The sequence below is a fragment of the Streptomyces sp. NPDC037126 genome (assembly GCF_055605965.1).
In genome coordinates this window covers 1-22,074 of the sequence record NZ_JBVJTD010000034.1, presented here as the reverse complement: position 1 = coordinate 22,074, position 22,074 = coordinate 1, and the positions used below count along the sequence as shown (strand labels likewise).

Below are 22,074 nucleotides of genomic sequence, written 5' to 3'. Positions count from 1 at the left end.
GCGTAGCTCGCCTGTGATGCGCTGCGGACGAAACAGTTGAACCGCACGGGTTGAAGGGCCGCGGCAGCGGGCACCGCCTTGCGCCGATCCCGGGGCCTCGACCGATGCCCGTACGGAGTCCAACGCTCGAAGAACGGAGATGACGCTGTATGTCATCGACCTCCACCGAACAACACCCACCGACCGCTCTCATCGTCGGGGCCTCGCGCGGCCTCGGTCACGCGATGGCGGCGGAGTTCCTCGACCGGGGCTGGAACGTCGTCGGCACCGTTCGCGACACCACTGCCCGAACGCCGCTGCACGATCTCGCGGGCCACGCCGACGGGAGGGTGGCCATCGAGCATCTCGACATCAACGACCCGGGCCTCCTGCCCCCGCTGCACGAACGTCTGGCGCACCGTCGACTCGACGTGCTCTTCGTCAATGCGGGCACGACCAACAGTGAGCAGACGCCCATCGGCGCGGTTGCGACGGCCGACTTCATCGATGTGATGGTCACCAACGCGCTCGGCCCCATGCGCGTCATCGAAGCCCTCGAAGACCTGGTGTCCCCTGCGGGACTCATCGGGGCGATGTCCTCCGGACAGGGCAGCATCACGAACAACAGGACGGGAGGCCGCGAGGTTTACCGCGGGAGCAAAGCAGCCCTGAACATGTTCCTGCGGAGCTTCGCGGCCCGGCAAGGTGAGACGCAGCGCTCCTTCGTGCTCATGGCGCCGGGCTGGATACGCACCGCCCTGGGGGGTCCGGACGCGCCGTTCACCATCGAGGAGACCGTCCCCTTGCTGGTCGACGTCCTGCTCTCCCGACTGGGCACGCCCGGCCTGGCGTATCTGGACCGCTTCGGCCAGACCGTCCCCTGGTAGCCGCTGCGGCCCACCCCAGCTCGCCGCTCACCGGCTGGGAGCGGCCTCAAGGAGGAGATCGTGCCGATCATCGCCATCGAAGAACACTGGAGCATGCCGGATCTGACGGCTGCCCTCCGGGCCCTGCCGCACCCGGCTCCCCCCCCCGTGTGCCAGCCCCCGCGGGCAGGCACATGGAGGCGGCATCGGGGCAACAGGTATCGCCTCGGTTCGGGGGTTGACGGGGCCAACTTGTCTGTTACGGTCATTGACGGACGTACGAAAGTCACGGTCCGGTAGGTAGTCCGGATGGCGGTCACTCGCTCGTACGGTGCCCGTTGAGGCACGTCCGGTGCGTCCCTTTTCGTTTCATGATCGAGAAGGGACACAACTGTGTCGGATCTGCATGTCATCATCGCCGGGGGCGGCCTGGGCGGCCTTGCTCTCGCACAGGGGCTCCAGCGGACAGGGATCGGCGTCGCCGTCCACGAGAAGGACCCCGGCCCCGACTTCCGCAACCAGGGCTATCGCGTCCGCATCAATCCGGACGGCATCACCGCACTCAAGGCGCTGCTGACGCCGCAGGCGTTCGAGGTGTTCGCCGCCACCGCCGGAACCCCCGGGGCGCGGATGGACTCCTTCGACCACCGGCTGGGCCTGCTGCACGCGCAGGAGCTGCTGGGGGTGAAGGACCTGCCGGGCGGCGGGCACCTGGCGGTCAACCGCTGGACGCTGCGTCAGATCCTGCTGGCCGGACTGGAGAAGTCCGTGCACTACGGCTCCGCGCTGACCCGCTACGAGACCAATCGGTCGGGCACGGTGACCGCGCACTTCGCGGACGGGACCAGCGCCACCGGGGACGTGCTGATCGGTGCCGACGGGGTCAACTCGGCAACCCGAAGGCAGCGTCTGCCCCAGGCCCAGGTCGTCGACGCGGGGCTGCGGCTGCTGTACGGCAAGGTCCCGCTCACCGGCGATGCGGCCCGGGAGCTGGTCCCCTCCGAGCTGTTGGGCCTGTGGACCACCGTGATCGGCCCGCAGCGGCGCTTCCTCGGGCTCGCACCGGTGCAGTATCGCGAGCCGCAGCACGCGGTGGCCGCGAGGCTGGCTCCCGGGATCGAGCTCAGCGACGACAGCGACTACCTCGCCTGCGTCTTCGGCGGCCGCCGCGAGCAACTACCCTGCACCGATGAGCAGTTGTTCGCCATGAGCGGCGCCGAGCTCCAGGCGACGACCCTGTCGCTGCTGGAGGGCTGGCACCCCAGGCTGGCCGAGATCGTCTCCCACCAGGACCCGGCCTCTATCTTCCCCGTCTCGGTCCGCTCCAGTGTGCCCGTCACCGCCTGGGAAACGAACGCGGTCACGCTCCTCGGCGACGCCATCCACGTCATGAGCCCCGCCATCGGCGTGGGCGCGAACACCGCGCTGCGCGACGCCCGCGTTCTCACGTCCCGCCTCGTCGAGGTCACCGCCGGGCGACCGCTCACCGACGCCCTACGGGCCTACGAGGACGAGATGCGTGACTACGGCTTCGACGCCGTCCGCGAATCGGCCGAGCGTGGTCACCGCCTGGTCGGCCAGGAACGGCTGCCCGCACCGCAGTCGCCACCGACAGACAACGCCCACCAGCAACACTGACCGGACCGCCCAGGCCCAGCCTCAGCCGGTGCAGGACCCCTGGCTGCTGTCGGGCCCCCTCCGAACCTGACAGCAGCCCGGACATCGCCGGAACCACTCACCCACCGTGGGCGCTACCAGGCCCCTGCCGCGCCGGCCTCCCGCTCGCAGTCACGCCGGTCGGGATGCGGGTCGGTTCCCGGCAGTTCCGCATGTCCCAACGCCTGAACCGGAGAACTCATGCCCGTCCGCACGGCGGGACGGGCGTCTATCGGGCCCGGCGCGGGATGATGAAGCCGCTCACGGGTTTGGGCTCCTGGTCACCGGGCTTATGCTGCTGAGCGCGCTTCCAGCCCGCCCACCAGGCGGACGTCCCGCGGGTCGATCCACTCGGTCATGCTGCTTCCCTTCGCTCCTCTACCGGCGTTACGCGTGCCGGGCGCTCGCCTCGGTGAGGCGGATGCGACAGCGCTCTGTGCGCGCAGTTCAGCCAGCCGACGCTGATAGACCGGGCCGGCGGCGTGCGCTCCCCTGGCCTCGCTCGGTGTGGCCTGCTCGATGAGGTGGTGGGAGAGCGCCTCGAAGTGGGCCGGCCAAGCGGTAGGCGGCCGTGCTGGTGCGACCATCGCGTGGCCCGGGCCCGAGAAGCCGACCACCTTCGCTGGGGCCCGGACCGGTGGGCCTTCATGGCCCCCTGGGCAGAGGCGGTCGCAGATCAGACTGCCAGGCGCCGGATGGCGACTACGGCCGCATCGTCGCCGAGGTGCCCCTGGACATGGGCCAGTAGGTCATCTCGAAGAAAGCGCAGGAGTTCGTCCGGGTCGTCCTTGGTCCACTCGGCCGCACGTTCGGTGAACGGATAGAAGAGCCCGCCCGGATCGCGTGCCTCGATGACGCCGTCTGTGTAGAGAAGCAGCAGGTCGCCGGCCTCGAACGGGAACGTCTGGACCTCGTAGGCGGCGCTGCCGAAGGAACCGCCGAATCCGATCGGAAGATGGGTCGGGTCGGGCGTGAGCGGGGTGATGCGAGTCCCTCGCAGGAGCAGCGGCGGCGGGTGCCCGCAGTTGATGAGGTGAACGACCGGATCGTGGTCGGGGATGTCGAGCAGGATCGCGGTGGCGAAGTCCTCATTGGTGTCCTGCTCTTCCTCCGCCCGCCACTGGCTGGTGTCCCAGCACAGCGCGGCGTCCAGATGGATGGCGAGTCGAGACAGGGTGGCCTGCCGGTGGGCGGCGGCGCGAAAGGCGCCGAGCAGCAGGGCGGCGTTGTTGATCGCGGCGAGTCCGTTGCCGCGCACGTCGCCGATGAGGAGCCGGGTGCTGCGGTGGTCGGTCCGCGCGGCCGCGTACAGGTCTCCGCCCAGATCGGCTTCTTCCTCGGCGGGCATGTACAGGCTGGCGATCCGCAGCGGGCCGGTGCGGGCGGGCAGTGGCTGCAGCAGCACGCTCTGCGCCGCCTCGGCGACGGACTGAACCCGGCGCAGCTGGCGTTCGCGCCGGTCCCGCATCACGCAGATGCCGACACAGACGGCCGAAACCACGATCAGAGCGATGATCTGCGCCTGGATGTTGGCGGTGGACAGGCCCTCTCTCAGCACGCCGATCAGCACCTGGGCCGCCACCGCCAGCGCTCCCATCAGCGCCGTCACCCGGGCCCCGGCGAACGCCACGGTGATCGCCGGCGCCGCAACCAGCAGTGGCCCGAGGTGGATGTGCGGCGGAGCCAACACGTCCACCACACAGACCGTGACGATCAACCCGATCGGGATCACCATCAGCGCGGGTGCGAGCCCCGGTTGCCACACGCGCCGGAGATCCACCCAGGTTCGAAAGGCCATCCACCAAGCCTTCCACTCGCCCCCGCATCCGGAGATCCGCCGCTCCGCAGGTACGGGGTTCCGGCCGCTGGAGCCGCGAACCCGCCAGCTGCCCGAGGGCGCGCCTTGGGAGGCGTCCCGGCCGCTGGCCCATCGGGTGCTCGCTCAGTACCTGGCGTGGGCGCCGGCCCTGGCGGACCGTTGCGTCTTCGCGGCGCCGGTGGTGGACGACGGGGCCCGGCTCGTCACCGGCGAAGTGCTGCGCGGCGTGCAGCAGCAGCGCGCGCACCACGCCGGGGTTCTGGTCCGGCTGCGGACGCCGGACGACGTGCCCCAGGCGCTGGGCGGACCGCTGCTCGGCGGGCTCGGGTGCCGGATCACCTGCGCCGGGATGAGCCCTGCCGACACCGCCGACCTCGCGTCCGTGTGGGACACGGAACGGGTCGAGACACGCATCACACCAAATGTTCTGTTATCAGGTGAATGGTGCGAAAGGTAGCTGGTTACTCCGACAGAAGACCCCCAAAGAATGGAGACCGTCCCATGGTGATCAAGAAAATGCACGACATGGGCATCCGCAGCGAGCACGCCTACATCGCCGGCCTGGCCTCGATCGGCCTGAGTTTCGTCTCCTGGTGCACAAGCCTCAAGGCCGAGAAGGCCGGGGTCGAGCGTGCCGACCGGTGGGGCATCTTCGTCGGCGAATGGGCGCCGACGTTCATCGGCCTCGGCCTCGCGCTCTCCCACTACGAACAGCAGGAAGGCACCCTCAGCGGCTCCCTGCACGCGGTGAAGAACGCCAGCTGACGAAGGCGCCGGACCGCGCCCGCCATCGACCGTGCGGCGGGCGCTCGGCCGCTCAGGGCCCGGGATGGGAGGCAGCTGCCTTCAGCTTCCAGCCGCTGCCACTGCAGGCCCGCGCAGGGGCGGGAACCGGCGCCCCGGCCGCTCTCTCGACGACTCCTCCGCCCGTCGAACAACGCCCGAAGGCACCCGAACGGCGGCCAACCGCGGTGGAAGGCATCGACGGTGACCTGGAGCCTGCTGCCCGCCGGGGCGGCGGCGCAGCCTGGGCCGGCTTCCGCGCCCAGCTCGCCGTCCGCGAGAACGGGCGGGTGCTGCTGCGCTCACGCCAGGCCACCGACATGGCGGACGCCTTCACCGAGATCCGGGCGGCCGCGCTCGCGCAGCTGCCCGCGGGCACCGACCTCGACGGCGAGCTGATCCGTGTGGAAGGACGGCCGGCTGGCGCTCGAGCGGCTGCAGCTGCGCCCCGCGGCGCGCCCGCTCCGGCCGAGGGGGGCACACCCCCGACCCGCGCCGCCAGGTCGCTCCGTCGCCGGAAGCGAACGTGTCCACGGACGCAGCGGTGGTGTCCAGGCGCCGGTCCGGCACGGCGCACCGGCCGTCGCTCAGCGGATGGGCCAGCACCCGCGGCGCGTGGCCATGCTCATCCAGCCGGAGCGCGGACAGGATGGGAGAGGGCGGCGCCAGCCAACGAACCATCGTGTGTGGCATCCGCGGTCCCGTCAGTGGCCGTGAAACGGGTACCCAGGTGCCCTCGGCAGGCGCCGGGGCAGAGCCGAAGGGGGTGTACGCGGCCTTCAGGGGCCCTCGACCGTCGGCCGCGTGCTCGCGTCCCCTTCCGGCCAGGGTGAGGACGGCGCGGCCAGCCCGGCACCGACGGGATGCTGTGGGTGCGGAGCCGAAAGTCATCAACGCGGAGGGTGAGGGTAAACGACAGTGGCCCCAACCGATCGCACGGAAGTGATGCCCTGCCATGGTCGAAACCCAGGACGTCGTCGAACTCATCCTTCAGGACCACCGGCGCATGGAGGACCTGTTCCGGCTGATGCGCAGCGTCGAGGCCGACCGGGCCGCGGCGCTTCAGGAGTTCGCGGACCTCTTGATCGCCCACGCGCTGGCTGAGGAAGCCAAGGTCTATCCCGCCCTGAAGAGGTACAAGAACATCGACGACGAAGAGGTGGAACACGGCGAGCACGAACACAACGAGGGCAATCAGGCCCTCCTGGACCTCCTGGAGGTGAAGGAGGTCGGCTCGGATGAGTGGGACTCCAAGCTGGAGGAACTGGTGGAGGCCGTTACCCACCACGCCGACGAGGAGGAACGCACCATTCTCAACAGCGCGCGTGAGAACGTGGCGATGGAACGACGCGAGGAGCTGGGCGCGGCGTTCTGGGAGGAGCGCGAGCGTCAATTGAAGGCCGGCTGCGGCTCGGCCGACCACGTGCGCCGCATCGTCAACTCCTGACCTCGCCCCAGCGAAGGGCGCCCCACGCCTGCCTCGGCCCCCAGGACTCGCTTCACTGCCCGGCCGAGGCTGGCTGGCGACGTCGGCGCGATCCCCAGGCGCTCGCCGACCTCGTCGACCGGCAACGGCCCATCGTGGTGGGCCGTGTACTGGTTGCGTCGGCCGACCCGGTCCTTGGCAGATAGCCGCGCGTGGTTGGTCAAAAGGTCCACCGCCGGCTCTGGTGGTCCATGGTGATCGAAGCCCTTACCTCCTCAGTGCCTGTCAGTGCCCGGCTCGGGCCCGGGTCCGGTCAGGCTGAGGTTTTCGACTGCGGCTCGGGGCCTTGGGTGCGCAGTTGCTCGTTGATGCGCTGGGCTTCTTCGAGCTGGTCTTCGAGGACGATGATGCGGCAGGCAGCGTCGATGGGGGTGCCCTGGTCGACGAGTTCGCGGGCGCGGGCGGCGATGCGCAGTTGGTAGCGGGAGTAGCGGCGGTGGCCGCCTTCGGAGCGCAGAGGTGTGATCAGGCGGTGTTCGCCGAGGGCACGCAGGAAGGCGGGGGTGGTGCCGAGCATGTCGGCGGCCCGGCCCATGGTGTAGGCGGGGTAGTCGTCATCGTCGAGGTGGTCGGCGGGACGGGCTGCGGCTGGGGGCATAGACCTCTTCTTCCGGGGACGCATCGGGGGGCCCGGGTGCCGTGCTGGCACCCGGGCCCCGAGCTTGCAACACCATCTACCGGCTCATCGTGCCGGTCTTGTAGGTCCGCAGGTTCCGCCTGGGAGGGCGGGGCTGCGGGGATCGTGAATGCGTGACCGGGGACCACCTTCCAATCCGGGGCCTGCGTAGCCGGGCGGACGGCTTCCTCGCCCGGGCGATCCTGATGGCGTCTCGCTCCTAACCTTCGGTTACTTGGCGTGTACTGCTGGATATCGCGGGTACTGCTCACGGCCCCCTGCGGGGCCGCGTCCTGCTCGACCTGCTTGCACGGCAGTTCGTGTCTGCCGTGCCCTCTCGACTTCCTGGGTACGACCACAACAGTAACTCCGCGACCAGCCAATGTCTACTGCTGTGATGACAGGTTTTCTCAAGGGCTGATGCGCACACACTTGTCTCAGGTACACCCGAAAGAGTGCTGTCCCGGGTTGCTTCCCGGCTCGGGGGGGGCATGTGCTGAGCCGGGAGGCGCAACCGATCCAGGGTGGGGTGGCAGCGCATGACCGATATGAAGACGACCCGCATCGCAGGCCGCCGGGGCCCCTGCCGGGATTGAGGGCGATAACCCCGCCGGTGTCGCTCGCGCCCGGAACGTCGCCCGCGCCTTTACGGAAGGCCTGGATCCGCCTCCGGCCTCTGAGACGGCGGAATCCCTCGCTCTCTCGCCACCAACGCCCTCGCCACGGCGGCGACCGCTACACCCTCCGACTCGGCGCCTCCGGGGAGGCGGTGCACGTCGCCGCCCCGACCCCAACCCGTCACCCCCGCAAGAACGTGCTCCCGACCTCAACGGTCGCGCCGGCGGGTTCGGTTGGCCCATGGTCCGCCGCCTCACCCGCGAGGCGACCATCACTCCTGGCACCGGGCGAAGCAAGTTGGGTTCCGACGTCGCCCGTTCCGGCGTCGCGCGTGAAGCGGCACATCGGTCAGTAGGGGGCGGCACCCGTGGGGCCGGCGAAGTCCGTAAGGGCGTCGAGCCGGGCGGCGAGGCCGGGGTGGCCGGTGGTCAGGTGGGGGCGGGTGGCACTCAGGGGGCGAAGGAGGGCGGCGGGGTCGTCGTCGGCGAGGGCTGCATTCAGCTGCCTGAGCGGGGAGAGCGCGGCGGCCGGAAGGTCGGTGAGAGCGGTGATCTGGCCGGCGATGCGGCGCAGGTCGGCGGCGTTGCGGCGGGCCCAGGTGACCGCGCTGCGTTCGGCGGCGCGGTGGTCGCGGGTGGCCTGGACGCGTTGCTCGGCGGTGGTGCCTGCGGGTCCGGGCCGGCCTCGCAGGTAGCGGCGTTCGGCGGCCTGGCGGCTGGCGACGCCGAGGGGGTGGGCGAGGTCGGCCCAGCTTGCGCCTGCGTGTCGGGCGGTTTCGATCAGGCCGGTTTCCCATCCGGCGAGCTGCTCGCGCACCTGTCGTAGCAGCAGCAGGGAGGCCAGGGCCTGCTCCGGGCCGGCGTCGGGGACATCGGGAGAGCTGGGGGCCTCGTGCCGGGCGGCGCGCAGGGCGTCGTCTATGGCGTGCAGGGCCGCCGCAGCGGCGAGAAACGATGCCGGGCCACGAGGGCGAGGACTGGATGGGGTCGGCCGGTCGGCTGCTGTCACGGGCACCTCCCTCGGATGGTCATCTTTCGGATGACGCTCTTGTTTGTCATCCATTGGATGACATGTTACAACGGTTTCAGTGAAGCGCATTGGCAGCAACTGCCCGAACCTTCTGGAGGTGTTCTCGATGTTGATGCGCACCGACCCCTTCCGTGAGCTCGACCGGCTGGCCCAGCAGCTGATGGGCCCGGGCACCTGGTCGCGGCCGTCCGCGATGGCGATGGACGCCTACCGCGAGGGTCACGAGTACGTGGTGGCCTTCGACCTGCCCGGTGTCAGCGCGGACGCGATCGACATCGACGTCGAACGCAACATGCTGACCGTCAAGGCCGAACGCCGGCCCGTGGCCAAGGGCGACGACGTGCAGATGGAACTCTCCGAGCGGCCGCTGGGCGTCTTCTCCCGCCAGATCGTGCTCGCGGACACGCTGGACACCGAGCAGATCAAGGCCGACTACGACGCTGGGGTGCTCACGCTGCGCATCCCGATCGCCGAGCGCGCCAAGCCCCGCAAGATCGCCGTCGGCTCGGGATCCGACCGCAAGGAGATCTCCGGCTGAGCCGGACGATGCCGACCGAACGGCGGCGGAGGACGGGCGCCTGATCTCCCCTCACCCGTCCTCCGCCATCCACGGGAGCGGACTCGAAGAAGGGTGGCGACGGACGTGATCCGGCCACAGGAAGCGTTCGTGGAACATGTGAGGGAACGCGGGGAGTACGACAGCCTGCCAGAAGCAGAACGCGCGGCCCGCATGATGCTCGCCTGTTCGGCGCACACCTGGTCGGGGAGGTGCGCGCCGAGCCGGCCGCGCGCCTGCCGGAAGACGTCGCCCTGATCCTCCTCCACCCGCTGCGAGGCAGAGAACCCCTGCCACCGGAGCGGTTCCTGCGCGCGACCGCCGTCTGGACCGAAGGGGCCGCCGAGCAGACCGCCGCCCGGGACGTCAGCGCCGTCCTCAGCACGGTCGCCGACGCTGCCGGCGACGGCCTGCTGGGCCAGATCCTGGTCCAGCTCCCCGCCGGCCACGACCCGGTTGTTCCGCCATGTCTACGGCCGGGCGAAGTCCGCCACCCAGTTCATCCCGGGCTGGCCGTACTCCTTCGTCGCCGTCCTGGAGCCCGGCGCGACCTCGTGGACCGGGATTTTGGACGTGGTCCGGCTCGGACCCGAGGACGATGCGACCGCGGTCATCCCCGCCCAGCTCCGTGCTGTGGTGGAACGGCTTATCGTGGCCGGGCAGTGGACGCCTGGGGACCCGGACATCTGGATCGTCATGGACGCCGGTTATGACGTCACCCGTCTGGCCTGGGTATTACGCGATCTCCCGGTCGAGCTGGTCGGCCGAATCCGCGGCGACCGGGTGATGCGGCTGCCGAAGCCGCCCCGCGTCTGCAACCCCAAGGGCGGACATCCCCCCAAGCACGGGCCGGAGTTCCGCTTCGACAAACCCGAGACCTGGCCCGAACCGGCGATCACCACGGCCACCGACACCCCCAACTACGGCAAGGCCGAAGCTCAGGCGTGGGACCGGGTCCACCCACGGCTGACCCACCGCTCGGCCTGGCTGGAGCACGACGGCGAACTCCCCATCATCGAAGGAACCTTGGTCCGCCTCAAAGTCGAGCACCTCTCCAAGGAGCGGGAGGCGCCGCCAGTCTGGCTGTGGTCATCGAAGACCGGGGCCGCCCCGGCGGACGTGGACCGCTGGTGGCAGGAGTTTCTGAGGAGATTCGACCTGGAGCACACTTTCACGTTCGGAAAACAGACGCTCGGCTGGACCACCCCGAAAGTGCGTACCCCGAGGCAGCAGACCGCCGGACCTGGCTCTTGGTCGTCGCGCATGCCCAGCTCAGGCTCGCCCGGCCGCTGGCCGCCGACCTCCGCCGGCCCTGGGAGAAGCCGGCCAGGCCTGAACGCCTCACCCCGGCCCGGGTCCGCCCGGGGTTCAGGAACATCCGAGCTCACCTGCTCTGCCCGGCCCGTGTTCCCCAACCTCGTGGCGCTGGTCCCGGACGGCCGCCCGGGACCAAGAACCGCCGTCCCGCACCCCGCTACGCCGTGGGCAAGACCGTCAAACGTCCCGAGACCCTCAAGGCCATCGGCAGACCTGGTAGGTCCTGGTACATAAAGAACAAGCTCAGGGGCTGGCGGTCGCGTCAGCGCTGGCGACTAACGGCGGCGCTGGACGACGTGACCGAGGGGATCGTCTGTCAGCGCCAGGCGAGCGGTGATGCGTTTGCCGACCGGTTCCCGCATTGCCTCGAAGCCCTGGCAGACTGCCATGACGATCTCCAGGCCGTGTTGCCCCACCCGGCCCGCCTCCGCGGCGCGCGCCATCGGCAGCTCCGGATCGCAGTCCCACACCTGGATCTCGACCAGCTCACCGGCGACGCGCAGGTCAAGCAGGATGGGGCCGGCGGCGTACTTGCAGGCGTTGGTGACCAATTCGCTCACCACCAGCTGCGTCAGTTCCAGGGCTCGTCGGGAGACTGCGACGCCGTGCTCGGTGCGCATCCGGGTCAAGAACCCGACGGCCAGATCGCGTGCCTCGGCGATGCAGGAGCCCTGCCCCTCGAAGGCTGCCGAGGCGTGCAGGTGGCTATCCATGGGGTGGAATGCCATGGTGTCCTCGCCCAGTAGGGCCCGTTTCATCCGCGTCACCTTCATTCGTCGTTCGTCCAGGACCGCCTACCCGTGATCGACTCGGAAATCCCCTTGGACACACCGGGAGGCTGTTGGCTACGCCACATCTGGTGTCGCTCGTGCGATGCCGGGCAGTGGTTCGAGTGGACACGTCGGGACCCTCACGGATTCCGACGGCCCCAGCATCGCTCCGGCCGCCTACTGCCAGCTCACACCTTTCCCGGTGGCCGCCCGGCCGGCTTGGGGGCAGGGCGCCCCTCGCCTCGTCTCCCCCATGCCGGGGGAAGCCGCGTCGGACCCCTTGTAGAGGTCGGGTGTGGACCCTGGGGCGATTCGATGCGCTACCGGAGCAGTGGCCAGAGCTTGAGAGACTAACGACATGGATACCGTTCGCAGGAACAACGTCACCGTCACCGGCAACCCGCAGGGGCGCCCAGTGGTGCTGGCCCACGGCTTCGGCTGCGACCAGAACATGTGGCGGCTGACCGTCCCTGCGCTGGCCAAGGACTATCGGGTCGTGCTGTTCGACTACGTGGGGTCGGGCCGCTCGGAACCGTCCGCGTTCTCGGAGGACCGTTACTCCTCCCTGGACGGCTACGCCCGTGATGCGGTGGAGGTGTGCGAGGCGCTCGACCTGCGCGACGCGGTGTTCGTGGGGCACTCGGTCAGCGCGATGATCGGAGTGCTGGCCGCCGGCATGGCCCCCGGGCGAATCGGCGCGCTGGTGATGGTCGCCCCCTCCCCGCGCTACATCGACGACGAGGGCTACCGGGGCGGGTTCAGCGCCGAGGACATCGACGAACTGCTCGCCTCGCTGGAGTCCAACTACCTTGGCTGGTCGGCGGCGATGGCCCCGCTCATCATGGGCAACGCCGAGCGGCCCGAACTCGGCGAGGAACTCAGGAACAGCTTCTGCGCCACCGACCCCGACATGGCCCGTGTCTTCGCCCGTACCACCTTCCTGTCCGACTCACGGGACGACCTGAAAAACGTGGCGGTGCCGACCCTGGTGCTGGAATGCACCCAGGACGTCATCGCGCCGCGGGAGGTGGGCGCCTTCGTCCACCAGGCCGTCCCCGGCTCGACGCTGGTCACCCTCGACGCCACCGGGCACTGCCCCCACCTGTCCGCGCCCGAGGCCACCAATGAGGCGATATTGGAGTTCTTGGCGGCTCTGCGGTGATGTGCCGCACCGGGCAGCAGCCCGACCCGCACGAGGCCGAAGACGCGAAGGCGTCGGATGCGGCGTTCGCAGCGCTGCTGGAGGACAGCGCCGAGGAACTGTACGAGTCCGCGCCGTGCGGATACCTGTCCACGCTGATGGACGGCACCATCGCCAAGGTCAACACCACACTGCTGACCTGGCTGGGCCTGGACCGCGAGGCCGTGGTGGGCCGGATGAGGTTCACCGACCTGCTCACCGTCGGCGGCAAGCTGTACCACGAGACCCACTTCGCGCCGCTGCTGCGCATGCAGGGCGAGATCAGCGGCATCGCCCTGGAAATCAAGCAGGCCGGTGGCGGCCGCATGCCCGTGCTGGTCTCCTCGGGGGTCAAGCACGGAAGCATGGGCGAACCTCTGCTGATCCGCACCACCATCTTCGACGCCCGCGACCGCCGCGCCTACGAAGAGGAACTCCTGCGCGGCCGGAAGGCGGCCGAGGAGGCACGCAAGCAGGCGGAGGCCGACCGGGCCCGGCTGCAGGACGCCCTCGCCGTGCTCCAGCAGTCGCTGCTGCCCGACAGCCTGCCGCAGGTCCCGGGCGTGGAGACGTCCGTCTACTACCACACCGCCTCTCCCGACCGGCTCGGCGGAGACTTCTACGACGTCTTCCCCGTCGACGGCAAACGCTTCGCGTTCTTCCTCGGCGACGTGTGCGGCAAGGGTCCCCAGGCCGCCGCGCTGACCTCACTGACCCGCTACACCCTGCGCGCCGCCGCCCTGCACGACCCCGACCCCGTCGCCGCTCTGACCACCCTGAACAAGGTGCTCCACGAGCGCTACTCGGGCAGCGGCGACCCGCGCTACTGCACCGTCATCTTCGGCACCCTTGAGGCCGACCCTGCCACGGGGCAGACAACCGTCCGCCTCGTGTCGGGCGGCCACCCGCCGGCCCTGGTCCTGCGCGCCGACGGCACGGCCGACTACCTGCCGACGCCCGGCGGCCTGCTGGTCGGTGTCCTGCCCGAGGCCCGCTTCGCCACCGCCACCACCACCCTCGGCCCCGGGGACACCCTCCTGCTCTACACCGACGGCCTCACCGAAGCACGCACCGGGACGGACCGCACCAGCCTCTACGGGGACGAGAGCCTGCTCGCCTTCGCGACCAGCCACGCCGGCAAACCACCACACGCCGTCATCCAGGCCCTGACCGACCTGCTCGACAGCTTCGGCGACGGACTCGACGACGACACCGCCCTGCTCGCCCTTGGCATCCCCGCCTCCAACCTCAGGACCAGAAGCGACGAATGAGCCCACTGAAGATCACCACCCGAGACGCCACAACCGGTCCCGTCTGGGAGATCAGCGGCGAACTCGACTACACCACCGCCCCCGAACTGCTTGACCAGCTCACCACCCTGGCGCTCAGGCCGGGCCAGCGCCTCGTCCTGGACCTGGCCGGCATGGACTTCTGCGACTCCAGCGGCATCAGCGCCCTGATCGCCGCCCGCAACCACGCCCACGCCGGACAGGCCGACGTCGCACTCGCCGCGGTCCCCGCGCATACGCTGCGCGTGCTCCGCATCGTCGGCCTCGATCAAATCTTCCCGCTCTACCCCGACAGCGCCACCGCCACCAGGTGACAGGTCGGCCACATCAGGTGAACAGCAGATCTTCGAGCGAACAGCGACTCGTGACTCCTCCCAGGCTGATTCCTCACCAGGCAGGAGCGCCTGCGGCCACGGGGGCCGGTGCGGATGTGCTGGTATGGAAGGGCCCAGTTCCCATCTACCTGCCGTAAGGGAGTTGAGGCCCGACGAACGGCGCTGGTCGCGCCACCGGCAGCCTCCTCTCGGCACGTCCCGACTTTCTGGCTGGCCCCGCGGACAAGGTGAAGCCCGCTGCGCTGCGCAGCGGGCTTCACCGGACGGTGCCAGTGCTCAGTTCGTGGTGAGCAGGCCTTCACGCAGGCGGGTCAGGCAGCGCGACAGCAGCCGGGAGACGTGCATCTGGGAGATGCCCAGGCGTTCGCCGATCTGGGCCTGGGTGAGTTCCTCGACGAACCGCATGTGGATGATCTGCCGGTCCCTCTCGTCGAGTTCGGCGATCAGGGGGGCCAGGGCGTGGAAGTCCTCCACGAGCTCCAGGGCGGTGTCCTCGGTGCCGATGAAGTCCTGCAGCGCGGCCTCGCCGTCCTCGCTGCCGCCGATCGTGGCGTCCAGGGAGGAGGAGTTGTAGCCGTTGGCGGCCAGGCGCGCCTCGCGCACCTCTTCCTCGGGCAGGCTCATCAGCTCCGACAGCTCCTTGACCGTCGGGATGCGGCCCAGGCGGCTGCGGAGTTCCTCCGTCGCCTTCGCGAGCTGGACGCGGGCCTCCTGCAGGCGGCGCGGCACGTGCACGGCCCAGGTGGTGTCGCGGAAGAACCGCTTGATCTCGCCGACGATGTAGGGGATGGCGAAGGAGGTGAACTCCGCCTCCCGGGACAGCTCGAACCGGTCGATGGCCTTGATCAGGCCGATCATGCCGACCTGGACGATGTCCTCCGTCTCCTCCGGCCCACGGCTGCGGAACCGGCCGGCCGCGTAACGGACCAGGGACATGTTCATCTCGATCAGCGTGTTACGGGCGTAGCTGTACTCCGGGGTGCCTTCCTCCAGCACTGCCAACTGCTCGAAGAACAGGCGTGACAGCTCCCGGGCGTCCTTCGGCGCCACCTTGGAGGGGTCGGCAACTTCGGGCAGCTCGGTTATCTGCGTGTCCGTTGCCGGCGTGGTCATGAGCGCCATGAAGATCCCCTCCCAAGGTCGAGTCAGTGCCGCGGCCGGCCGCCAAGCGAGCCGACGAGGCGTCGGTTACCCCCTCATTTTCCATCCATGCCTGTCTTCCCACGAACCGGGGGTTCCGGCTGTGACCTGTGCCGTCGACGGCCGGCAGGCCGTGTTCCTGGGCCAGTCAGGAGACGTGGCGCAGCGGCGCGGTGGCGGCGGGGCCGACCGCGCCGAGACCGAACTTGGCGCGGATGCGGTCCATGGCCGCTTCGGCGAGGAGCCGGGACTCTCGGGCGCGGTCCAGGCTGATCTGCTGAGTGACCTGGTCGGCGGCGATCAGGTCCTCGCCCCGCAAGGTCATGCCGGTCAGCCGGGCCCGCTGGAGGCTGGCAGCGTCCATCAACTGGTAGACGAGGGTGCGCAGGTCGTCGTCGTGAGCCGAGGCCTCCGCCAGGCGGCGGGTCTTGTACGAGGTGGTGCCGCCCGCGAAGCGCAGGGTCAGGGTGAGTGCCCGGGCCACCTGGCCGCGGCGCCGCAGCATGACGGCGAGCTGGATGACGAGGTCGAGCAGGACGGCCCGGACGACGGCCCCGTCCAGGGTGTGGTGGGTGAAGCGGTGCCGCACGGTGGCGGAGGCGGGCAATGCGCGCGGGACGACAGGGCGCGGATCGATGCCACGGGCGCGGTCGGCGGCGAGGCGGCCGACCTTCTTGCCGAGTAGGCGCTGCACGGTCGCCGGCGAGGCGCCGGCGAGCAGCCCGACGCAGTGGATGCCGTAGTCGCTCAGGACGGCGGCCTTACGCGGGCCGATGCCGTGCAGCGCCTCCACCGGGAGCGGCCCGAGCCAGTCGGCGACCTGGTCCGCGGCAATAGCAACCCGAGAGAGACACCCACTGCCCCCGGCAACCGCGGGGCTGCGTGCTTCCTGGAGGACCGAGGTGCCGACCTACGAGGGAGCTGACCTGGGACGGTGACGGCCGCGCCACGTAGTCCCACAGCAGGAGACAGTCCGCGGCGAGGGGCCCGCCATCTGACGGAAGGCGTCCGGCACGGGACTCAGTACCGGGCACCGGCCGGCCTCGGCCCGCTTCGCCGCGCGGCACGCGTCGGGCGCGGGCGGATCCAGCAGTTGTCCGCGGTGGTCCCGGCGCTGCTTGACCCACCCCAGGACCAGGGGCACGCAGGATGCGCCCGCCTGCACGACGTCCCAGACCCGGCGCGCACCGGGCGGCAGGTCGCTGCGGGGGAAGCCCAGGTAGAGAGTGAGCGCGATCTAGCAGAAGAAGGCCAGGAGGCCGAGCAGGAAGAGGGCGCTGAGGGTGCGGCGCAGCCAGTGGCGCGGGCCACGCCGGTACCAAGTGGTGCCGAGACCTTGCAAGGACGGGATCCCGACGGGAGCCACGGTCGTCGTCATGCCCCGGACCTGTGCTTCTCCAGCCAGCGCCGGGCGCCGACTTCGCTGGGGTATTCGCGGACGGTGGTCCAGGCGAGCAGCCAGCCGACGATCCATGCGGCGAACGCCGGCATAACCGGAGCGGCGATCAGAACGAGCCCGCGCCCCAGGGCGATCCGGCCCGGGACGCGCCTGGCCCGGTCGCGTTTCGCCTGGCGGGTCTGGTCCGGAGTGGGGGGATTCAGCATCGCCTCGCGGTGGCTCCTGCGCTGCGCGATCCACCCCCACACCACGGTCACCACGGACGTGGCCACCTGCACGCCGTCGCACACGACACGCGCGGTGGACGGCAGCAGGTCGCGGAACCCCAGGTACAGGCTCACCGCGAAGAGACCGAACATGGCCATGACGATCACGATGAACACCGTGGTCCGGGCGCGGCACAGCCAGTAGGGCACGCCGCGCCGGTACCAGGTGCGTCCCAGCTTCGGCAGGGCGGGGACGGGGACGGAGAATCCGGGGGCCGGTGCCTCAGAAGATGCTTGTGACGCCATGCCAGACATCCTTTGCCAGTCGCTTTCCGTCGTCGACGGTCTCCGAGGCGACGTGCTTGGTGCCCGTCCACACGCCACCGACGACCCCGTGGTCGTGGATGTCCTCGCTCCAGTGCTCGTGGAAGGCGTGGTCGAGGACGGAGGTCGCGACGACCACCGAACCGACCCCCACCGCGGCGACGGCGGCCGCGCCCTCGACGGGCAGGGCCGCCGTGATCGCCGCCCCGGCCGCCAGGCCGCCGAGGGCGACCCCGCCGTCGACGGCGACCGAGTGCTGCCAGGACCAGCCCTTGTCGTGGTCGTCCTTCGCCTCGATCAGACCGCAGGCCGCCGCCGCGGCGACGTCCAGCACCGGAATCTCCCTCAGGGCGTCCGGCAGCGCCTCCAGGCCCTTGCCCAGGCGCAGCGCGTCCGCGGCGTCCGCCAGCTTCACGTTCAGCGCACGGTCGTACGGCAGTTTGGTGCTGCCGTTGTCGGCGCGGGCGATGTCCTCCTCCAGCCCGTCGACCTTGGTGACCGCGTCGCGGTAGGCGCTCTTGGCGGGCAGGTCCTTCGGCAGCGCCTTGCCGGCCTTCTGGAACGCCTTGCGCTCCGCGCGGAGTTCCTTCTTGGCGGCCTGTGCCTCGGCCTTGGCCGCGTCGAGGTGCTTGCGGGCCTCGATGCCCCCGGCGCGGGCGTCCTCGGCGTCGTACGCGTACAGGCCGCGCAACGCGTCGTACAGGGTGACCTTGTCGCCCGGGGAGACCGAGCCGTCCTTCGCCGTCACCTTGTCGTAGAGCCCCTGCAACTGCTGCGCCGCCACCAGCCGCGCGTGCTGGGCGGTGTGCAGGATCTCGTTGCGCGCGGTGGCGTAGTCGTTCATCGCGGAGATGGTCTTCCGGTCGTCCGCGCTCGGCGGATTCGCCGTCATGATCGGCACCGGCGCGCCCTTGGCGTCCGTCGCCACACCCTTGCGGGCCGCGATGTGCTCCGCGTTTTGCAGGGACGTCTCGCACGTGGACAGCGCGCCCGCGAGGGTGTCGAGGATCTCGCCCGCCGCGTGCACCAGTTCGGCGAAGCCGCCGGCCGCCAGCGCGTCCTCGCTCCACTTGGCGCGGAAGCTCTCGGCCGCCTCGCCCTTCCAGTCCGCGTCGCCGACCAGCTTGTCGACGGTGCCGCTGAGCGGTTTGACCACCCCGTCGAGCTTGTCCTTGGCGTTCTTGTACGTCTCGGCCATCGTGCGCAGTCCGCCGATGTCGCCGCCGACCCAGCTGTCACCCATCGGCTCTCACCCCATCAGATCCTCGAAGGCACCGTGGACGTCCACGTCGTGCCGGTGGAAGGAGTCCCGCGCGTACGCGACCTTGTCCCCGTGGTCGTCCATGCGGTCGGCCATGCCGGTGTGCAGGGCGATGATGAGGTCCGCGACCTCCTTGATCGCCGCGTCCAGTCCGGCGTCGCCACCGCTGACCACGGCCGGTGCCACGTCCGGGTGCAGCGTGCGGTAGTGGCCCGCCTGGTCGTGGAACGTCTTCGCCATGGTGGCGAGGTCGTCGTAGACCGCCTTGAAGTCGCTCACGCGCGTACCTCCCGTGCGTAGGCGGCCAGTTCGTCCGGCCGCCAGTGGGGTTCGTCCGGCCGCACCTGCGGGTCGAGGAGCACGGTGACGCCCTGTTCGCGCACACCCTCCACGAGCGCGCCGAGCGAGGCGGCGACCCACGGCTGCGCCTCGCCCAGCGCGTCCGCCAGCTTCCGCGGCGTCGTGAACGCGAAGACCACGGTGCCGTGGACCGGATGGTCGAACAGCTCGAACACGACGAAAGGCACGCGCGCGGGACGGCCGCCTCGGCCCGTGGCCGCGACTGACCTCGGATGCGCCGGCACGCACACCGGCGTGTGGTAGGCGGGCACGCCCGGCCTCGGACCGGGCCTGTCGTCCGCGGTCGGCCGCGGTGGCGGTGCGGCCTCCAGGAAGTCGTGCAGCGCCGAACGGCGCGGCTGCCGGGCCGGGTCCGGGACGTCTCGTCCCGGCGGTTCCGGCTCGACGAGATCGGACAGACGTGAACGTACCGGCGCGCCCACCGCCGTCACCTCTTCCCCGTGTTCGCGTGGCCGACAAGGCCTGACCACGGTAGCCACCGGTCAAGAGAGCAAATCCGGCTATGTCGGGGTGGAGATCCGGCCGTACACGGAACTCATACGACCGCTTGGCCGAGCACAGAGCTGCCCTTGACCCGTTGCTGAACCGGGGCTCCGGCCGGGCCGGCCGCTACGGCACCCGCGCCGTCCACTCCGGGGAGGCGAACTTGGTCCGCGCGAGCTCCTGCGCCCGCGCCAGCTCCCCGTCCGTGATCTCGCCCCGGACGAGGCCGTACCGCGCCCGGAACGAGGCGATCACCCGCTCGATGACCGCCTCGCGCGCCAGCCCCGCCTGCCGCCGCGGCGGATCGACTCGGCTCTTCGCGCTCCTCATGCCCTTGTCGGACAGCTTCTCCCGCCCGATGCGCAGCACCTCGGTCATCTCGTCGGTGTCGATGTCGTACGACATCGTCACGTGGTGCAGCACGGCTCCCGTGCCGTCTCCCCGGGACAGACCCAGCTGGGCGGCGAGGTTCGCCTCCGGTGGGAGCTTCGAGCCCGGAGGGAGGGCACCCGTTGTGATCAGCTCACGGATCTGCGCGATGGCCTTGTCCGTCAGGGACACGATGCACTCCTTCCGGCCCCGTTCGTCGCCGGCACGTCCGACCTGATCAGACCCAGGGCGCGGAGATCGTCCCACAAGGCTTCGGGGATGTGCCGTCCGTGGAGTTCGACGTTGCGCTCAGCCTGTTTCGCGTTCCGCATTCCGAGGGTGACGTTGATGATGCTGGGATGGGTGTGCGGGAAGGCCATCGCGGCGGCTGGCAGGGTGGTCCCGTACGCGGCGCAGACTTCGCCGATCGCCCGTGCGTGGGCGACCAGTTCCGGCGAGGCGTCCTGGTAGTCGTACTTCATGCCCTCGACGGGCCGGGCACGGGAGAGTAGTCCCGAGTTGAACACGCCCACCGCCACCACGCTCTTGCCCAGCTCCAGCGCGGCGGGCAGGACGTCGTCCAGCGCGGACTGGTCGAGGAGGGTGTAGCGGCCTGCGAGCATCACCACGTCGGCGGCGCTCTCGCGCAGGAAGCGAGCGAGCATGGCCGACTGGTTCATGCCCGCGCCGATCGCGCCTATCACGCCTTGGTCGCGCAGGTCCGCGAGCGTGGGCATGGCCTCCTCAACCGCCTGCCGCCAGTGGTCGTCCGGGTCGTGCAGATAGACGACGTCCAGCCGGTTCAGGCCGGTACGCTCCAGCGTGTCCTCGATGGAGCGGAGCACTCCGTCCCGGCTGAAGTCCCACCGTCGGCGCAGATCGTCCCGCACGAGGAAGCCCTCGGTGTCCACGCCGCGCGGTTCCTCGTTCGGCACGAGCAGCCGGCCCACCTTGGAGGAGACGACGTACTCGCTGCGCGGGCGGTCGCGCAGGGCGGCGCCCAGACGGCGTTCGGAGAGGCCGAGGCCGTAGTGCGGTGCGGTGTCGAAGTACCGTATGCCGGCCTCCCAGGCCGCGTTGACGGCAGCTGTCGCGTCGCCGTTCGACGTGACGCGGTACAGGTTGCCGATTGCGGAGGCGCCGAAGCCGAGTTCGGTGAGCGCGACGGACGTGTGCTGGATCTTCCGGCGTTCCATGTGGTGGTGTCTCAACTGTGCTCCTGCGGTGTGCGGGCGGGCGCGGTCGCCCTGGGTCCTCATCTTTTGACGGCGGCCGAGCCGCCTGCAATAAGCTCCTCGACCTCGGCGAGCGAGGCCATGGAGACGTCACCGGGCGTGGTCATGGTGAGTGCGCCGTGGGCCGTCCCGTAGTCCAGAGCGCGTTTCAGGCCGGCGGCGTCGAGGTTCGCCGTGAACCTGTCCGGGGTCGCCGAGAACTGCTCGGAGTGCGGGAGGCCCTGTGGGTGTGCGCCGCCGCCCTGGCGGTCGCACCGCTGGTCCTGCTGGCCTCCCCCCTGCGCCGGATGCGGGAGTTCGAGACCGGCTGACGGACCGGCCGTGATCCGACGCGCGCGGCATAGCTCCCAAGGACTCGAGTGACGATGTCCATGTAGCCGGCTGACGGCGTGCGGTACGCCCTCGCCGTCTTCACCCGTACCGCCCATACCGCCGCGGCCTTCCCGGCCGCCGTGATCGGTACGGCGGCTCGCCTCGCCGTCGACGCGCTGCGGGAACGCTGATCCGTACTCCCCATCCGCACTGTCCGCATGGGGACCACACGTTTCCTACTGCCCGTCCGGGTCGAAGGGATCCTCCGGCTTCGTGTCGTGCGGAGGTCCGCTCGATGAAGTGGAGGGTGAGGGCGACGGGGACGGCGGCGGGGAGTAGGAGTGGCTGGGTGGCGGCGCCAGGGACAGGGACGGCGACGGCGACGGCGACGGCGACGGGGGCGGGGGGTCCTGAGGGGGCGGCGACGACAGGGAGGACGGGGACGGCTTGGGGGACGGGGACGGGGACGGCGTGCTGTCCAGGTCGAACTCGCTGACGTCCCCCATCACGCCGAAGGTGTACGCGGCCCAGATCCTCGCCGGAAAGCTGCCGCCTCCCACGCGGCCGCCACCCACGGCACCGGTCAGGGTGACCTGCGCGTGGGTCTTGGCGTCCTCGCCGAACAGGCCGACCGAGGTGACCAGGCCGGGCGTGTAGCCGGTGAACCAGGCCGACTTGTTGTTGTC

22 protein-coding genes and 5 pseudogenes are annotated in these 22,074 nt (G+C 70.3%); 12 read left to right on the top strand and 15 right to left on the bottom strand.

Features of this window, described 5'->3' with window-relative positions:
• Positions 1-149 precede the first annotated feature (149 nt).
• Both ACZ7FF_RS40300 and ACZ7FF_RS40295 read left to right on the top strand, forming a co-directional pair.
• Positions 150-866, top strand: a complete 717-nt coding sequence (locus tag ACZ7FF_RS40300) for an SDR family NAD(P)-dependent oxidoreductase (RefSeq protein WP_470819111.1) — start codon at positions 150-152, stop codon at positions 864-866.
• A gap of 372 nt (positions 867-1,238) precedes the next feature.
• Positions 1,239-2,483, top strand: coding sequence for an FAD-dependent oxidoreductase (locus ACZ7FF_RS40295; protein ID WP_470819109.1), 1,245 nt, complete (start codon positions 1,239-1,241; stop codon positions 2,481-2,483).
• A 694-nt stretch (positions 2,484-3,177) separates the two neighbouring features.
• Here ACZ7FF_RS40295 and ACZ7FF_RS40290 read toward each other — a convergent pair.
• Positions 3,178-4,236 carry a PP2C family protein-serine/threonine phosphatase gene (locus tag ACZ7FF_RS40290; protein WP_470819107.1) on the bottom strand — a complete coding sequence of 353 codons (1,059 nt, stop codon included), beginning with the start codon at positions 4,234-4,236 and terminating at the stop codon, positions 3,178-3,180.
• Here ACZ7FF_RS40290 and ACZ7FF_RS40285 point away from each other — a divergent pair.
• The 3 genes from ACZ7FF_RS40285 to ACZ7FF_RS40275 all read left to right on the top strand — a co-directional run bounded on the left by ACZ7FF_RS40285 (position 4,208) and on the right by ACZ7FF_RS40275 (position 6,550).
• Entirely contained in the window at positions 4,208-4,777 is a 570-nt protein-coding gene (locus tag ACZ7FF_RS40285; protein ID WP_470819105.1) for a hypothetical protein, read from the top strand. The genes ACZ7FF_RS40290 and ACZ7FF_RS40285 overlap by 29 nt on opposite strands.
• Before the next feature lie 44 nt (positions 4,778-4,821).
• Positions 4,822-5,085 (top strand): hypothetical protein, encoded by a 264-nt coding sequence (locus tag ACZ7FF_RS40280; RefSeq protein ID WP_470819103.1) that lies wholly within the window; start codon positions 4,822-4,824, stop codon positions 5,083-5,085.
• 973 nt (positions 5,086-6,058) lie between these two features.
• Complete coding sequence (locus ACZ7FF_RS40275; RefSeq protein WP_470819101.1) at positions 6,059-6,550, top strand: hemerythrin domain-containing protein; 492 nt, start codon at positions 6,059-6,061, stop codon at positions 6,548-6,550.
• Between the two features lie 292 nt (positions 6,551-6,842).
• On the opposite strand, the gene ACZ7FF_RS40270 is transcribed toward ACZ7FF_RS40275, so the two are convergent.
• Entirely contained in the window at positions 6,843-7,187 is a 345-nt protein-coding gene (locus tag ACZ7FF_RS40270; RefSeq protein WP_470819099.1) for a MerR family transcriptional regulator, read from the bottom strand.
• Between the two features lie 984 nt (positions 7,188-8,171).
• Entirely contained in the window at positions 8,172-8,831 is a 660-nt protein-coding gene (locus ACZ7FF_RS40265) for a type III effector protein (protein WP_470819097.1), read from the bottom strand.
• Between the two features lie 127 nt (positions 8,832-8,958).
• Between ACZ7FF_RS40265 and ACZ7FF_RS40260 the strand changes: the two genes are divergently transcribed.
• From ACZ7FF_RS40260 to ACZ7FF_RS40250, 3 genes and pseudogenes are all read left to right on the top strand, one after another.
• On the top strand, positions 8,959-9,390 hold the full coding sequence (locus ACZ7FF_RS40260; RefSeq protein WP_470819095.1) for an Hsp20/alpha crystallin family protein: 432 nt from the start codon (positions 8,959-8,961) through the stop codon (positions 9,388-9,390).
• A gap of 108 nt (positions 9,391-9,498) precedes the next feature.
• Positions 9,499-9,860 (top strand): annotated as a pseudogene (locus tag ACZ7FF_RS40255) (DUF2267 domain-containing protein); the annotation flags it as partial.
• Positions 9,856-10,952: pseudogene (locus tag ACZ7FF_RS40250) on the top strand (transposase); the annotation flags it as partial. The pseudogenes ACZ7FF_RS40255 and ACZ7FF_RS40250, both read left to right, overlap by 5 nt.
• A 48-nt stretch (positions 10,953-11,000) precedes the next feature.
• Here ACZ7FF_RS40250 and ACZ7FF_RS40245 read toward each other — a convergent pair.
• Positions 11,001-11,453: an ATP-binding protein gene (locus tag ACZ7FF_RS40245; protein WP_470819170.1), complete on the bottom strand. Its 453-nt coding sequence runs from the start codon at positions 11,451-11,453 to the stop codon at positions 11,001-11,003.
• A gap of 400 nt (positions 11,454-11,853) precedes the next feature.
• Here ACZ7FF_RS40245 and ACZ7FF_RS40240 point away from each other — a divergent pair, with 400 nt between their 5' ends.
• From ACZ7FF_RS40240 to ACZ7FF_RS40230, 3 genes are read left to right on the top strand one after another with little or no spacing between them, the layout of a single operon-like run.
• A complete protein-coding gene (locus tag ACZ7FF_RS40240; protein WP_470819093.1) occupies positions 11,854-12,657 on the top strand; it encodes an alpha/beta fold hydrolase in 804 nt (267 codons plus the stop codon).
• The gene (locus ACZ7FF_RS40235; protein ID WP_470819091.1) at positions 12,657-13,946 is read left to right on the top strand and encodes a PP2C family protein-serine/threonine phosphatase; all 1,290 of its coding nucleotides are present in this window, start codon (positions 12,657-12,659) and stop codon (positions 13,944-13,946) included. Before ACZ7FF_RS40240 ends, ACZ7FF_RS40235 begins: the two co-directional genes overlap by 1 nt.
• Positions 13,943-14,278 (top strand): STAS domain-containing protein, encoded by a 336-nt coding sequence (locus ACZ7FF_RS40230; RefSeq protein ID WP_470819089.1) that lies wholly within the window; start codon positions 13,943-13,945, stop codon positions 14,276-14,278. The genes ACZ7FF_RS40235 and ACZ7FF_RS40230 overlap by 4 nt, the downstream gene beginning before the upstream one ends.
• Positions 14,279-14,575: 297 nt before the next feature.
• On the opposite strand, the gene ACZ7FF_RS40225 is transcribed toward ACZ7FF_RS40230, so the two are convergent.
• The 10 genes and pseudogenes from ACZ7FF_RS40225 to ACZ7FF_RS40180 form a co-directional block, all read right to left on the bottom strand.
• Entirely contained in the window at positions 14,576-15,421 is an 846-nt protein-coding gene (locus ACZ7FF_RS40225) for an RNA polymerase sigma factor SigF (protein ID WP_470819087.1), read from the bottom strand.
• 166 nt (positions 15,422-15,587) lie between these two features.
• The gene (locus ACZ7FF_RS40220) at positions 15,588-16,232 is read right to left on the bottom strand and encodes a DinB/UmuC family translesion DNA polymerase (protein ID WP_470819085.1); all 645 of its coding nucleotides are present in this window, start codon (positions 16,230-16,232) and stop codon (positions 15,588-15,590) included.
• Between the two features lie 444 nt (positions 16,233-16,676).
• On the bottom strand, positions 16,677-16,817 hold the full coding sequence (locus ACZ7FF_RS40215) for a hypothetical protein (RefSeq protein ID WP_470819083.1): 141 nt from the start codon (positions 16,815-16,817) through the stop codon (positions 16,677-16,679).
• The gene (locus tag ACZ7FF_RS40210) at positions 16,814-17,350 is read right to left on the bottom strand and encodes a hypothetical protein (protein ID WP_470819081.1); all 537 of its coding nucleotides are present in this window, start codon (positions 17,348-17,350) and stop codon (positions 16,814-16,816) included. Before ACZ7FF_RS40210 ends, ACZ7FF_RS40215 begins: the two co-directional genes overlap by 4 nt.
• Positions 17,328-18,611, bottom strand: a complete 1,284-nt coding sequence (locus ACZ7FF_RS40205) for a WXG100 family type VII secretion target (protein WP_470819079.1) — start codon at positions 18,609-18,611, stop codon at positions 17,328-17,330. The genes ACZ7FF_RS40210 and ACZ7FF_RS40205 overlap by 23 nt, the downstream gene beginning before the upstream one ends.
• A gap of 6 nt (positions 18,612-18,617) precedes the next feature.
• A complete protein-coding gene (locus ACZ7FF_RS40200; RefSeq protein WP_400133719.1) occupies positions 18,618-18,908 on the bottom strand; it encodes a DUF6317 family protein in 291 nt (96 codons plus the stop codon).
• Positions 18,905-19,156 (bottom strand): SAV_915 family protein, encoded by a 252-nt coding sequence (locus ACZ7FF_RS40195; RefSeq protein WP_470819077.1) that lies wholly within the window; start codon positions 19,154-19,156, stop codon positions 18,905-18,907. Before ACZ7FF_RS40195 ends, ACZ7FF_RS40200 begins: the two co-directional genes overlap by 4 nt.
• A gap of 442 nt (positions 19,157-19,598) precedes the next feature.
• Positions 19,599-20,033 carry a lipoate--protein ligase family protein gene (locus ACZ7FF_RS40190; protein ID WP_470819075.1) on the bottom strand — a complete coding sequence of 145 codons (435 nt, stop codon included), beginning with the start codon at positions 20,031-20,033 and terminating at the stop codon, positions 19,599-19,601.
• Positions 20,024-21,037, bottom strand: coding sequence for an aldo/keto reductase (locus ACZ7FF_RS40185; protein ID WP_470819168.1), 1,014 nt, complete (start codon positions 21,035-21,037; stop codon positions 20,024-20,026). The genes ACZ7FF_RS40190 and ACZ7FF_RS40185 overlap by 10 nt, the downstream gene beginning before the upstream one ends.
• Positions 21,038-21,096: 59 nt before the next feature.
• A pseudogene (locus ACZ7FF_RS40180) lies at positions 21,097-21,243 on the bottom strand (sugar kinase); the annotation flags it as partial.
• 216 nt (positions 21,244-21,459) lie between these two features.
• On the opposite strand from ACZ7FF_RS40180, the pseudogene ACZ7FF_RS40175 reads away from it, so the two are divergent.
• Positions 21,460-21,579, top strand: a pseudogene (locus tag ACZ7FF_RS40175) (serine hydrolase); the annotation flags it as partial.
• A 45-nt stretch (positions 21,580-21,624) separates the two neighbouring features.
• Here ACZ7FF_RS40175 and ACZ7FF_RS40170 read toward each other — a convergent pair.
• Positions 21,625-22,074: pseudogene (locus ACZ7FF_RS40170) on the bottom strand (transglycosylase domain-containing protein); the annotation flags it as partial.

Coding starts and splice junctions, on each gene's coding strand:
- ACZ7FF_RS40270 (WP_470819099.1), bottom strand. CDS start 7,187: ATGCCCCCAGCCGCAGCCCGTCCCGCCGACCACCTCGACGATGACGAC.
- ACZ7FF_RS40300 (WP_470819111.1), top strand. CDS start 150: ATGTCATCGACCTCCACCGAACAACACCCACCGACCGCTCTCATCGTC.
- ACZ7FF_RS40290 (WP_470819107.1), bottom strand. CDS start 4,236: ATGGTGATCCCGATCGGGTTGATCGTCACGGTCTGTGTGGTGGACGTG.
- ACZ7FF_RS40185 (WP_470819168.1), bottom strand. CDS start 21,037: ATGGAACGCCGGAAGATCCAGCACACGTCCGTCGCGCTCACCGAACTC.
- ACZ7FF_RS40210 (WP_470819081.1), bottom strand. CDS start 17,350: ATGGCGTCACAAGCATCTTCTGAGGCACCGGCCCCCGGATTCTCCGTC.
- ACZ7FF_RS40235 (WP_470819091.1), top strand. CDS start 12,657: ATGTGCCGCACCGGGCAGCAGCCCGACCCGCACGAGGCCGAAGACGCG.
- ACZ7FF_RS40215 (WP_470819083.1), bottom strand. CDS start 16,817: ATGACGACGACCGTGGCTCCCGTCGGGATCCCGTCCTTGCAAGGTCTC.
- ACZ7FF_RS40260 (WP_470819095.1), top strand. CDS start 8,959: ATGTTGATGCGCACCGACCCCTTCCGTGAGCTCGACCGGCTGGCCCAG.
- ACZ7FF_RS40275 (WP_470819101.1), top strand. CDS start 6,059: ATGGTCGAAACCCAGGACGTCGTCGAACTCATCCTTCAGGACCACCGG.
- ACZ7FF_RS40280 (WP_470819103.1), top strand. CDS start 4,822: ATGGTGATCAAGAAAATGCACGACATGGGCATCCGCAGCGAGCACGCC.
- ACZ7FF_RS40245 (WP_470819170.1), bottom strand. CDS start 11,453: ATGGCATTCCACCCCATGGATAGCCACCTGCACGCCTCGGCAGCCTTC.
- ACZ7FF_RS40230 (WP_470819089.1), top strand. CDS start 13,943: ATGAGCCCACTGAAGATCACCACCCGAGACGCCACAACCGGTCCCGTC.
- ACZ7FF_RS40240 (WP_470819093.1), top strand. CDS start 11,854: ATGGATACCGTTCGCAGGAACAACGTCACCGTCACCGGCAACCCGCAG.
- ACZ7FF_RS40225 (WP_470819087.1), bottom strand. CDS start 15,421: ATGGCGCTCATGACCACGCCGGCAACGGACACGCAGATAACCGAGCTG.
- ACZ7FF_RS40205 (WP_470819079.1), bottom strand. CDS start 18,611: ATGGGTGACAGCTGGGTCGGCGGCGACATCGGCGGACTGCGCACGATG.